Below are 11,979 nucleotides of genomic sequence, written 5' to 3' on the forward strand. Positions count from 1 at the left end.
TAGCGAGAGCAGAGGAAAGAGGGCCCCCTCGAATGCGAATGGCCGCCCACGAGGGGCGGCCATTGCGTCGATCGAGCTTCTGCGTCGATTCTCACCAAAAGACGTTGGCGCGGGCGAGGAAGAAGCTCGGATGGTCTCCATTGAGGAAGGGACGATCGGAGGGCGCGACCATCGTCATCGCGCGCGTCCAATTGGCCTGCAGACGGAAGCCGTTGACCGGATACCAGTTCAAGCCGATCGTCAGATTTTCCTGGCGGCCGCCGAGCGTCGCCGTGCTGGCGAGCGCCTTCTGAAGCGCCGAGCCGGCCACGGTCGCCGCATAGACGAAATTGCCGTCGACGACCCCGCCATTGTTGAGATTGAGCTCGCTGAAGCGGGCCGCGACCTCCCAGGCGCCCCAGCCGCCCTTGTTGACGGGATCCTTGATCTGGACCGGGCCGATCGTGCCGGGCGTGAAGTAGTTCTTGTCGTAGCCATTATAGGAGGCGGCGCGCGATTCGCCGGTCAGGAACACAGAGCCCTGGACATAGTAGCCGCTGTATTGGAGGCTGGAGCCGCCGCCATTGCCGAGCAGGAGCCCGTTGACCGGATCGCGCTCGTATCGCGTGGCGATATATTCGCCCTGCAGCGAGACCGGGCCATAGGCCGCGGAGGCTTCGAAACCGTAGCTATAAGCGTATTTCAAGCAGCCGTTCTTCAGGATGAAAGGCGCGGACAGGAGACCGAGGCCGGTCGCGCTCGTCGCCAGGCTGCCGGAGGCGGCGCAAGTCAAATCCTGAGCGGCGGACACGCGCGTCCAGGTTCCGCTGCCGCCCAGAATATCCGCCTCCTCGCGCTCCGTGCCGGCGCCCGGCCGCAGGAAGGCGGCATTGGTGGCGGCCGTCGTATCGTTCGGCTTGTGATAGCGGAAGGACGAGCCGATGTGCAGCAGCTTGTCCTCTTCCTGAATGGGCGCATAGGTGGCGCGCACCGCCGCGTCCCAATATTGCGCGCCGCCGGTGGGCGGAGCGACCGCAGTGTCCTGCGGCGAGGTGGAGAAGATGCCGGTCTTCACCGACCAAGTCTTGTCGCCCACGGTGACGGCCGCGCCCGTATGGCGGCTCGGCGCGAGGACGGTCGGCAGCGCGCGCTCGAGGAAGGTGATGTTGCTCGACGAGCTGTTCGTCTCCATGCTGAACGGCTCGAAGAAATTGCCGATCTGGAAGGTGACGGGCTGCTTGGAGATCGCCTCCGGCAGCAGCTTGGCGCGATAGGCCAGATAGGCGTCGCGAATTCCGGTCACGCCGGTGTTGGTGAAATCATATTGGAACCGGTAGTACCAGTCTTTATAGGCCTTGCCTTCGATCCAGATCTGCGCGCGGCGGAAGCCGACATTGCTGCGCGACATGGTGTCGGCCGAGCTCGAGAAGCCGCCATCCGTCTGGATGCGGCCGCCGATCTTGAAGCTGAACGCCTTGTCCTCGGTCTCGACGAAGAGGCCGTTCTTGAAGCTGACGAACACCGGCGGCGGGGCGACGAGCCCGGGCAGGGTTTTGGCGGAATTCAGCGCATTCTTGACCTGGACATTGGTCTTGGCCTGATCGGCGACCTTGGCCTCGAGCCGCTTGAGCTGCTCCTTCAGCGCCTTGATCTCGCTCGCCGTGTCGGCCAGCGCCGCGGCCGGAACGCCCAGCAGCCCGCAAAAAGCGACGAACGCCACGCCGCCCGAGAGCCGCTGCGCCATTTTCGACTCGATTTTCTGTTCTTTCATCAAAGCCCCCTGCGCTCGTCGTTCGGCGCTCGGCGTGAACGGTCCGGATTTCTGTTCGCCGGGCGGAATTTCATTCGATCGAATGAACATCTCGCATCGACGACAAGTCTCCCGGTCCGAAGCGGACACGCGCAACGCTCGACAATTGCGCCATTTGCCTGTTAATCGACAGATGACGCCTAAATTCCCGCCAACTCCGCTCGTCTGATGAGCTTCGACAGGCGAAATGTTCTTTAGACTCGCTACATGTAATTGTCTTACATTTCGATTGGCCGTTTGCGCAAGGCCCGAGTCGGCGTCACGTAAGGTTTTTCACGTAAGTGTTGCCGATCGGCCACGATCGGGGCGCGCAGAATATGTGGTGCGACGATATTACGGACCCGCCATCGCCGCGCGGATATCCATCGTCGAAGCATGGGAGACGGCACAAAATTGTTGTGATTTAAATGGTTTATATCGAGCTTGCGGTCACAAGCGCTCGCCCCGCCCGCGTGGCATTTGGGCCACACCTTACGTACAAACCGCCGTCACAATTCGCCGCCCCAGTCTTTTGTGATGAATGTGTCACAAAACGCCTCTAGCGCTGCCATAGCGGTAATCAATTCAAGGCTAGAGGCTGACGAACATGACACAGGTACCGAACGTTCAGACGATCGCGAAAGGCGCGACGCCTTCGAAGCTGCTGGGAGGCGTGGCCGCCATCGCCCTCCTCGGCGCGTTCGGCGCGCCCACGGCGGCTCTCGCCGACACGTCGAGCGAGATCAAGGCGCTCAAGGCCGAGCTGAAGCGGCTCGAGCACAAGCTCGACGAGCAGGCCAAGACGACCCATCAGGTCAAGAACGCGCTGAACTCGGCCAAGTCCGCCCCGGCGAGCAACGCCCCGCCGCCGGTGTTCGTCAGCTTCAAGAACGGCCTCTATGTCGAGACCGAGGACAAGAGCTTCGACTTCAAGATCGGCGGCCGCATCCAGGTCGACGGCGGCTTCGGCGGTCGCGCCGACACCTTCTCCGCGAGCAATGTCGGCTTCCGCCGCGCTCGCCTCGAGGTGGAGGGCAAGGCCTATAAGAACTGGTATTACAAGTTCCAATACGACTTCACGGGCTCCGGCGCCGCCGGCATTCGCGACGCCTTCCTCGCCTATCGCGCCAAGCTGCTGCCCGAGCAGATCACCAAGCAGCCGGTCACCTTCCAGGTCGGCAATCAATACGAGCCCTTCGGCCTGGAGACGCTCAACTCGTCGAAGCACATCGTGTTCATCGAGCGCGCCATGACCGAGGCGCTGACCCCCGCCCGCCATATCGGCGCGTCGGTCGGCGTCGGCGACAAGAACTGGGCCGTCAAGGGCGGCCTCTTCTCCACCAGCCCGCAGGACGCCACGACCGCGCCGCCCACCGGCGAAGCGCAATATTGGGACGCCTCGGTGCGCGCGATCTATGCGCCGATCCTCGAGGAAGACAAGCTGCTGCATGTCGGCGCGTCCTTCCTCTATCATAAGCCGAACAACACGACCGCCGCGACCGATGCGAACTTCCTGCGCCCCGGTCAGGCGACCCGCGACGAGTTCGGCGTTCTCGGCGGCGGCGGCGCTCTGATTCGCGTGCCGACCGCTCAGGATCTGTCCTGCGCCGCCGGCGCTGGAAGTCTCAATACGGCCGTCCCGGCCGCGGCCCTCGCCTTCGCGCCCTTCTTCCGCCGCAGCAGCTGCTTGAAATACAGCTATAATTACGGCTTCGAAGCCGCCGCGGTCTACGGTCCCTTCTCGCTGCAGGGCGAATATGTCGCCGCCCAATATGAGCGTGATCCGGTCAACGGCCTGCTGCTCGGCAATGGCGGCGGATCGAGCCTCTCCTACAGCAGCTATTACGTCTTCGGTTCGGTGTTCCTGACCGGCGAGACGCGCGCCGCCTCCTATCGCGGCTATGACAAGGATTGGAACACCCCCGGCACGTTCAGCGATGTCGTGATCAAGAATCCGCTCAGCAAGGGCGGCTTCGGCGCCTGGGAGTTCGCCGTTCGCTTCAGCGAGCTCAATCTGAACAATGGCGGCGTCACCGGCGACAATTATTCGGCGACGCTCGGCGCCGGCTCGGCCCTCCAGCAGGCTCTCAGCAAGACCGGCACGATCGGCGGCCGCGAGGAGAATCTGACGGTCGGCCTCAACTGGTATCCGGACAAGGGCGTTCGCCTGCAGGCGAATTGGACCCGCGCGATGACGCTCGTCGCTCCGTCCGACCGTCCCTATCTCAACGGCCAGCATCCGAACGCCTTCATCGCTCGCGCCCAGGTCTTCTGGTGAGCGAAAACGCCGGCCTTCGCAGGCCCGGCGAGACGTTTCGATCGAGAAGAGGCCGCCCTTCGGGGCGGCCTTTTTCGTTATAGAACCGATGTCTATAACGTGACATTTCCGCCACAGAAGCGCGGGAATTGGGGAGACTGAGGCGACGCTCGCGCTATCTCTCTAGTCATCCCCTATAGTCTATGATTAAGGAATTTTACTGAGCCATTCATATGGGGACGATCATGAAGAAACACGGCGACACAAGCGGCTTGGCCGCGCGCCTCTCGGGCGGCGTGGCGCTCGTCGCATTCTGCGGGCTGCTGGGCGTTCCCGCCTCGGCGCTAGCGGATACGGCGAGCGAGATCAAGGCGTTGAAGGCGGAGCTCAAGCGGCTCGAGGCCAAGGTCGCCGATCAGGCCAAGTCCACCGCCCAGGTCAAGAACGCGCTGAACTCCGCCAAGGGCGCGCCGGCGACGAACGCGCCGCCGCCGGTCTTCATCTCCTTCCGCAACGGCCTCTTCGTCGAGACCGAGGATCAGGACTTCAATTTCAAGGTCGGCGGGCACCTCCAGGTCGACGGCGGCTTCGCCTCCTCGGCGGACACCATCTCCCGCTCCAATGTCGGCTTCCGCCGCGCCCGCCTCGAGGTCGAGGGCAAGGCCTTCAAGAATTGGTTCTACAAGATCCAATACGACTTCACCGGCGCCGGCGTCGCCGGCATTCGCGATTTCTATTTCGCTTATCGCGACAAATTCCTGCCGCCGGAGATCAGCTCGCAGCCGGTCACCTTCCAGATCGGCAATTTCAGAGAGCCCTTCAGCCTCGAATCGACCGAATCGTCGAAATATTTCACCTTCATCGAGCGCTCGCTGCCCTCCGTCCTCTCGCCGAGCCGCCATATCGGCGCGGCGGTCGCCGTCGGCGACAAGCAATGGAGCGTCAAGGCCGGCATATTCTCGACCAGCCCGCAGGACACGGCCACCGCCCCGCCCACGGGCGGATCGCAATATTGGGATGCGGCGGTGCGCGGCGTCTATGCGCCGATCGTGGAAGAGGACAAGCTGCTCCATCTCGGCGCCTCGTTCAAATATCACAAGCCCAACAACACCACCGCGGCCACCGACGCCGCCAATCTGCGCCCCGGCCAATCCTCCGAGCGCGAGGAGACCGACGTGCTCGGCGGCGGCGGCGCTCTGACCCGCGTCTCCGCGGCCCAGGATCTCTCCTGCGGCGCCTCGGCGGCCAGCCTCAACATAGCGACCACCGGCGTCGGCCTGCTCAGCGCGCCCTTCGCGCGGCGCTCGAGCTGCCTGAAATATTCGTATAATTACGGATTCGAAGCCGCCGCCGCCTATGGCCCGGTCTCGCTGCAGGGCGAATATATCGCCGCCCAATATGAGCGGGACACCACCAACGCCTTCCTCTTCGGCAATGGCGGCGGAAGCAGCCTGCGTTACAGCGGCTATTACGTCTTGGGCTCCTTGTTCCTGACCGGCGAGTCGCGCGCGGCCTCCTACAAGGGCTATGACAAGGACTTCAACACGCCGGGCAGCTTCGGCGAGGTTCAGATCAAGAACCCGCTGAACAAGGGCGGCTATGGCGCCTTCGAGCTGGCGGCGCGCTACAGCGAGATCAATCTCAACAATGGCGGTCTCGTCGACGGCGGCTTCGTCTATGCGGCGACCGTGGCCGGCAACGCCGCGCAGAAGGCGCTCGCCAGCACCGCGACGCTCGGCGGACGCCAGGACAATTTCTCCGTCGCGTTGAACTGGTATCCGGTCAAAGGCGTGCGCTTCCAGGCCAATTGGACCAAGACGCTGACGCTGATCGCCCCGTCGGACCGCCCCTTCCTCAATGGCGACCACCCGAGCCTCTTCCTCGCCAGAGCCCAGATCTACTGGTGAGACCTTCGGTCCGGGCGTATTACAGAACGCTCCCCAATGCGCGCGGCCGCCCCTCACGGGCGGCCGTCGTCGTTTCACGCGCCTCGATCCGGCCGAGACCATTTCCGTCATGCAGGAAATACAATAATAAATTAAGACGTTCCCATCGCCGATTCGGCGAAGCGTCGGTAATCGATACATTTACCTAGGTGTAAATGCGTAATTCGATTGACGTTGCTTCGACGGATTCCAAATATGTCTAATATAGCTCGATTTTCCGTCGGCCTTGCCGCAGTCGCGCACTGCGTCGCCGCGGCGCGCGCCGAAGAGCTCCCGAAACGACAGGCCGCGCCGGTCGAATATGTTCGCATCTGCGATCAATATGGCTCGGCGTTTTTCTACATCCCCGGCAACAACACCTGTCTGCGCATCGGCGGCGCCGCCGTCGCCGAATGGCGCTCGTGGAGCACCTCCTACCGCATGTCGCGCAACATTATCGCGACCGACAATCCTGTCGCCTTCGGCCCGGGCGTCAGCGCCAATCCGCTCGGCATACCGGGCCATGTGCCCAATCTCGGCTACTCCAATCCACGCAGCGGCGACAATAGCGGCTTCGTCGGCGTCGGCCGGCTGGAGATGGACGCCCGCGCGCCGACCGATTACGGCACGATGCGCGCCTTCATTCGGCTCGAATCGCAGTTCGGCTCGGACAGCAGCGCGGCGACGGGCTCGATCAGCGGCTCGCAATATTTCGGCGCCGCCAATTTCTCCAACGGCAATGTGTTCCGCACGACGGCGCGCGAGACGACGATCCTCAACAAGGCGTTTGTGCAATTCGGCGGCCTGACCGCCGGCCGCGTGCAGTCCTTCTTCGATTTCTACACGGACAACATCGATTGGGAGGCGCTGCGCGGCTCCAACGCCACTGTCGGCGCCCTCGCCTACACCTATAGTTTCCGAGACGGCGTCTCCCTCACCTTTTCCCTGGAGGACAATGTCTCGCGGCGCGGCTTCATCGGCTCGACGATCGGCGCCTATAATTACATTGCGGCGGTCTACGGCCTCACGGGGGCCGCTGCGAACGCCGCCGCCGCGGCCTGGGGCACGCGCTTCACGGGTGTGCCGGACGGCGTGCAGATCCCCGAGATCGTCACCGCCTTTCGCATCGACCAGCCATGGGGCGCGGTGCAAATATCCGGCGCGGCGCATCAGCTGCGCACATCCACCTATACGCGCAACGCCTCGGTGGCGACTCCGGTCACCGGCGCGCCGCTCGGCACCGCCATCCCCGCCGTCTCGCAGGAAGACTATGGCTACGCCGCCCAGCTCGGCTGGCAGTTCAATCTCGACAAATTCGCCCCCGATATTTTCCCCGAGGGCGACAAATTATGGGTGCAGGGAACCTACGCCCGCGGCGCGGTCGGCTATCTGATGGGCAATAATCTGAGCTTCAACGGCGGCCCTGTGAATGGCAACGCCTTCTATGGCTATGGCAATGGCGGCGTCAAAGCCAGCAATGGCTGGGAGTTTCTGAGCTTCGACTGCATCTGGACCGCCGCCGCCCATTGCGACAAGTCGACCGGCTGGGTGGCGCTGGCGGCCTTCAAGCATTATTGGACGCCGACGCTCTCCTCGGGAGTCTTCGGCTCCTTGATGGAACTCTACTACAGCCGCAACGCGATAGCCGATTTCGGCGGCGGCGTCGGCGCGGTCAATACGACCGAATATCGCGTCGGCTCCAATCTCATCTGGACGCCGATCAAGAATTTCGATCTCGGCGGCGAGCTCATGTATCTGCGCGACAATCACCACAGCCGGCCGGTGGGCCTCGCGCCGGACATAGCGCTGTGGTCGGTGGGCCTTCCCTCCTACAAGGGCGCGAACGCCACCGTGGAGGGCCGTGTGCGCCTGCAACGCTCGTTCTGACGCCTCAGCTCTCGCGCGCGAAGGCGCCGTCGGCCTCCATCATCTCGAGCAGCATGCCCTCGCGCAGACCACGATCGGCGATGCGCGTGCGGGTCGCCGGAAAGAAGTGGCGAATGGCCTCGAAAATCGCGCAGCCGGCGAGCACGAGATCGGCGCGCTGCGGACCGATGCAGCCATTGGCGGCGCGCTGGTCGAAATCCATGGCGCGCAGCGAATCGATCGCGCGCGTGGCGTCCTCGTCGGAGAGCCAGAGACCGTCGACGCGCCAGCGGTCGTAGCGCTCGAGGCCCAGATGCACGCCGGCCAGCGTCGTCACCGTGCCGGAGGTGCCGAGCAGGTGGAAACGCTCGCAGCGCCGTTCCGCCGCCGTGCGCTCGGCGAAGGCGGCGACGGCCTCGAGCGCGCGCGCGGTCATCGCCTCATAGACGGAAGCGCTCACGCTCCTGCCGCCGAAGCGCTCGGCGAGCGAGACGACGCCCAGCTCGAGCGATATCCAATGGCGCAATTGACAGCCGCGCGCGTCACGCGTCAGCCAGACGAGCTCGGTGGAGCCCCCGCCGATGTCGAAGAGCAATATGCTCTCGGCGCGGGGGTCGGCGAGCGAGCCGCAGCCGCGGGCGGCGAGGCGCGCCTCGGTCTCGCGGTCGATGACCTCGAGCAGGAGGCCGGTGCGCTCACGCACGCGCTCGACGAATTCGGCGCCGTTTTCCGCCGCGCGGCAGGCCTGTGTGGCGATGAGCCGGGCGCGGGAGACGCCGCGGCCGCTCATTTTCTCGCGGCAGACGTCAAGAGCGTCGAGCGTGCGCTCGATCGCCGGCTCGCTGATGCGGCGCGAAGCGCCCATGCCCTCGCCGAGCCGCACGATGCGCGAGAAGGCGTCGACGATGCGCAGCATGTCGGTCTTGCGCCGGGAGCGCTGCTCGGGCCGCGCGATCAACAACCGGCAATTATTGGTGCCGAGATCGAGCGCGGCATAGACATGGTCGTCGCGGCGCTCGTCCGAGAGGGCGCGATTACCGCGCGCCTGCGGCGAGCCGCTGGCGCAATTGCGGGCGGGATCGCTCGATCCGTCGTCGGACGCGCGCGACCCGGCGCCCACGCGCGGCCCACCGCCGCCGCCGAGACCCCCGCCCCAATGTTCCGGTTTTTTCAACCCGCCTCCCGACCGACCTATTCCATTCGCGCCGCCGCGCCGCCGGTCTCCGTCTCACGAACGACGACTCTCATGGCCGATCGCCGGAAGTGTAGCAAGGCCGGCGCGAATGCCAAGGCGCGCGTTTTCCCAGCGTGAGCTCGGACATTAGGGAAGAACGCGGCGATCGGCGGCCGAACCGCAGCGATCATGTTGACAGGCGCGAGCCCTCTCTTTAGATCAGCGCGACGCGCCGCTTCGCCGCGCGGACCGTTGGGGGATAGTTCAACGGTAGAACAGCGGACTCTGACTCCGTTAATCTTGGTTCGAATCCAGGTCCCCCAGCCACACTCGTTTAAATCCCCGTAGCGCCAAGCCCTTGCGAAAGGGCCTCGCGCTCTATCGTGACGACGGCTCGCTCTGAGCGCGATGTTCGGCGAAAGCCGTTCGCTCTCATGGCGGATATCGGGAACCGCAGTTTCGCGACGCCCGGAAGATAGCCTCGGCCTGGCCTCGTCACCGAGATCATCTTGCGCTCCGACACGGCGAAAGGGCTCGGCTTCCGCGCGGAGTCGAAAGAAATTTTTCTTAGGCTCGGTCTTCACCGCAGGCGGGCCGAGGATTTCGAAAAGCTCGATCGAGAGGCGCCGGCGTTTCTTCGCCTCGGCTCTATTCGCCTCTCGCGGGACGTTCACGCCCCCTCTCTCGGAGCGCTTTCCACTCGAGCGGAATCCTTCTAGCGATCAGAATTCGCTCCAAAACGAAAATCTAGACCTGTCTCCGATCCGATCAGATCGGAAACAGGCCGAGAGTCTTTCCGCGTTTCCAACGCCGAACCGGCGTCCACTTCGGCTGGAAAAGCTCTAGCGACGACCGTCTCACTCCACGGCCAACCGCTCCGCCAACTCCGTCACATCGTCCCAACTCAAATGATGGCGTCCATTCGCCGTTTCTACGTGAACGCCGTCTTTGGTGACTGCGGCCGAGAATTCGACGTCGCCTCCGACTGGGCTCAGATAGATGAAATCGGCGCGCCGCCAGTCATAGGCCAAGGCGGTGAAATTGCGGGACAATGTCCGGCCCTCTTCGAGGGTCAGGTCGAAATAGACCTGCTCGCTCAACATCATCCGCAGCATATCGCCGAACAGCCGATGCGACACGCGCTCGACGAGGGGATAACTCATGCGTCCTCGCTCGACATGGGATGCCGGATCGCTCCGCGGTTAGACGACGCGAACCTCCTCGGGCTTCGCGACGAACTCCAAACGGTCGGCTCGATCGAAGTCCTCTGCCGGAACCTCGAACACGAAGCGGTTCGGATACCAAAAATTGGCGTAGGGCAGGAACAGGCTGCTCGACGACAGGCTGGCCAATTGCTGCGAGCCCGCAAAGAGCGCGGCCTCGAAACCCACCCCATTCGTCGGCGCCGCCGTATTGTCGCCGAACACCTCGAATTGGACGAAGAATTTGGCGGAAGTGACCCCGCCTTCCTCTGTCTTGATCCCGATGACGCGAAGATCCTGGAAGCGGCGACCGATTGCGCCATCCGCCAGAAGTTGCGGGAATTCGTGCGCGCGGCCCTTCTTGACCGCGATAGCGTCGACCAATGGGGCGCCCAGATCGGCTAATCCGGTAGGCTTGGCGGGCGCCAATGTCACGACGGCGCGGGTTTCTTGCAATGACGGCAAGACGAGCTCCTTATAGCTTTCGACGTTGGAAACCCGACCAAAACACCGGGTCCGAGCCGGATCACGCACATTTCGCGCCAAATCGCCGCGCGCTCGCCCTCATGCTTTTGAGACTGCGGCTGCGCCGCCTCCTCGGGCGATGGCGATTGCGCCGAGACTACGCTCTGAGCCTATGCTCTTGACGGACGTCCCCCGATCGTGGACCCTTTCCGGCATGGTGAAGATCTGGCCCCGTTTGCGGTGGATGGCGCGCGCGCTCGTGTCGAACGGGATCGCAGGGCTTTTTCTCACGCTGGCGCTCGCCATTGTCTTCTCGGCGAGCGGGCGCGCCGAATTTGCGAGCCCCGACGCCGGAGCGTCCCTCGCCAGCGCCGCCGAGCTCTGCCGATCCGTCGCGCATGACGGCGGACCGGCGCCGACGCCCGCGGATGGGCGCCATCATTGCGACATGTGCCCCGCCGCTTGCGACGGCTCCGCGCAAAACGCCGCTGTCGCGCCAGCGCGGCGCGTCGACGCGCTGGCGCCCCGATCGGCGACCGCGCCATTGCTGCGGCTCGCCGAGGCCCCGGCGCTTTTCCCCTCGGGTTGGACCAGTTCCTGGTCCTCGCGCGCGCCGCCGCTGGCTCCCTGATCGCGCCGATCCCCGCGACGGAGCCGAGAAACGCCTCGCGCAGCTTTCGCGGCGCGGTCGTGATGGACCGCCGATTGGCCGGGCCGCGCTCCTCGCGCCGCCACTCTCCCCGTCGCCACCCTTCCCGCACGCATCGGACGCTGCGAATGTCGGACATCAAATTCTTGTCGTTCCGCGAGCTTTTCCTTCGCAACAAACGGGGCCTGCTCACCTTTCTGGCGCGCCGGGTCGGACGCGAGGAGGCCCCCGATCTGCTTCAGGAGACCTTCGTGCGCGCGCTGCGCCACGAACGCTTCGAAACCGTCGTCGATTCGACCGCCTTTCTGAAGCAGATCGCCGTCAATCTCACCAAGGATTTCGCGCGTCGCCGCAAGACCGAGACCCGCTATCTCGATTTCGGCGACCCGCCCGAGCAGACGCCCTCGGAGGACGCGTCGCCGGAGGAGCTCGTCGATCATGGCCGCAAGGCCCGCATCGTGCTCGAGACGATCGAGGCGCTGCCGCCGCGGTGTCGGGAGGTCTGCCTGCTCGTCATGCACGAGGGCGCGTCCTTGAACGAGGCGGCGCGGCGGCTCGGCATTTCCGAGACGATGGCGCGCCGGCATCTGCGCCTCGCGCTGCTGCGCTGCCGGGCGGCGCTCGATTGATTTTATCTCGCCGCCTCGTTTCATTTTCGGCTTCGGCGCGTCCT

The 11,979-nt window shown here is 64.4% G+C and carries 9 protein-coding genes and 1 tRNA gene; 6 read left to right on the plus strand and 4 right to left on the minus strand.

The annotated features are described in order from the left end of the window. Positions 1–91: 91 nt before the first annotated feature. Entirely contained in the window at positions 92–1,750 is a 1,659-nt protein-coding gene (locus tag IY145_RS06350) for an OprO/OprP family phosphate-selective porin (protein WP_246721808.1), read from the minus strand. Between the two features lie 625 nt (positions 1,751–2,375). On the opposite strand from IY145_RS06350, the gene IY145_RS06355 reads away from it, so the two are divergent. From IY145_RS06355 to IY145_RS06365, 3 genes are all read left to right on the plus strand, one after another. Beyond that, positions 2,376–4,046, plus strand: coding sequence for an OprO/OprP family phosphate-selective porin (locus tag IY145_RS06355; protein WP_196407429.1), 1,671 nt, complete (start codon positions 2,376–2,378; stop codon positions 4,044–4,046). Between the two features lie 224 nt (positions 4,047–4,270). Beyond that, positions 4,271–5,932, plus strand: a complete 1,662-nt coding sequence (locus tag IY145_RS06360) for an OprO/OprP family phosphate-selective porin (protein ID WP_196407430.1) — start codon at positions 4,271–4,273, stop codon at positions 5,930–5,932. A gap of 234 nt (positions 5,933–6,166) precedes the next feature. Then, positions 6,167–7,837 carry a porin gene (locus IY145_RS06365; protein ID WP_196407431.1) on the plus strand — a complete coding sequence of 557 codons (1,671 nt, stop codon included), beginning with the start codon at positions 6,167–6,169 and terminating at the stop codon, positions 7,835–7,837. Between the two features lie 4 nt (positions 7,838–7,841). Here the strand turns inward: IY145_RS06365 and IY145_RS06370 are convergent, their stop codons facing one another. Beyond that, positions 7,842–8,936 (minus strand): Ppx/GppA phosphatase family protein, encoded by a 1,095-nt coding sequence (locus IY145_RS06370; RefSeq protein WP_409455321.1) that lies wholly within the window; start codon positions 8,934–8,936, stop codon positions 7,842–7,844. Positions 8,937–9,243: 307 nt separating this feature from the next. Here IY145_RS06370 and IY145_RS06375 point away from each other — a divergent pair. Then, a tRNA-Gln gene (locus tag IY145_RS06375) sits at positions 9,244–9,317 on the plus strand. Between the two features lie 530 nt (positions 9,318–9,847). On the opposite strand, the gene IY145_RS06380 is transcribed toward IY145_RS06375, so the two are convergent. Further along, positions 9,848–10,153 carry a hypothetical protein gene (locus tag IY145_RS06380; protein WP_196407433.1) on the minus strand — a complete coding sequence of 102 codons (306 nt, stop codon included), beginning with the start codon at positions 10,151–10,153 and terminating at the stop codon, positions 9,848–9,850. 39 nt (positions 10,154–10,192) lie between these two features. Then, positions 10,193–10,657 carry a hypothetical protein gene (locus tag IY145_RS06385; RefSeq protein ID WP_196407434.1) on the minus strand — a complete coding sequence of 155 codons (465 nt, stop codon included), beginning with the start codon at positions 10,655–10,657 and terminating at the stop codon, positions 10,193–10,195. A 214-nt stretch (positions 10,658–10,871) separates the two neighbouring features. Here IY145_RS06385 and IY145_RS06390 point away from each other — a divergent pair, with 214 nt between their 5' ends. Continuing rightward, positions 10,872–11,288 carry a hypothetical protein gene (locus tag IY145_RS06390; protein ID WP_196407435.1) on the plus strand — a complete coding sequence of 139 codons (417 nt, stop codon included), beginning with the start codon at positions 10,872–10,874 and terminating at the stop codon, positions 11,286–11,288. Positions 11,289–11,434: 146 nt separating this feature from the next. Further along, a complete protein-coding gene (locus IY145_RS06395; RefSeq protein ID WP_196407436.1) occupies positions 11,435–11,935 on the plus strand; it encodes an RNA polymerase sigma factor in 501 nt (166 codons plus the stop codon). The last annotated feature ends 44 nt before the right edge of the window (positions 11,936–11,979 follow it).

It is taken from the genome of Methylosinus sp. H3A (assembly GCF_015709455.1).
Taxonomy (GTDB): domain Bacteria; phylum Pseudomonadota; class Alphaproteobacteria; order Rhizobiales; family Beijerinckiaceae; genus Methylosinus.

Bases quoted from the DNA above. Each gene is read 5' to 3' on its own strand.
- IY145_RS06380 (WP_196407433.1), bottom strand. From the start codon at position 10,153: ATGAGTTATCCCCTCGTCGAGCGCGTGTCGCATCGGCTGTTCGGCGAT.
- IY145_RS06395 (WP_196407436.1), top strand. From the start codon at position 11,435: ATGTCGGACATCAAATTCTTGTCGTTCCGCGAGCTTTTCCTTCGCAAC.
- IY145_RS06360 (WP_196407430.1), top strand. From the start codon at position 4,271: ATGAAGAAACACGGCGACACAAGCGGCTTGGCCGCGCGCCTCTCGGGC.
- IY145_RS06355 (WP_196407429.1), top strand. From the start codon at position 2,376: ATGACACAGGTACCGAACGTTCAGACGATCGCGAAAGGCGCGACGCCT.
- IY145_RS06350 (WP_246721808.1), bottom strand. From the start codon at position 1,750: ATGAAAGAACAGAAAATCGAGTCGAAAATGGCGCAGCGGCTCTCGGGC.
- IY145_RS06365 (WP_196407431.1), top strand. From the start codon at position 6,167: ATGTCTAATATAGCTCGATTTTCCGTCGGCCTTGCCGCAGTCGCGCAC.
- IY145_RS06390 (WP_196407435.1), top strand. From the start codon at position 10,872: ATGGTGAAGATCTGGCCCCGTTTGCGGTGGATGGCGCGCGCGCTCGTG.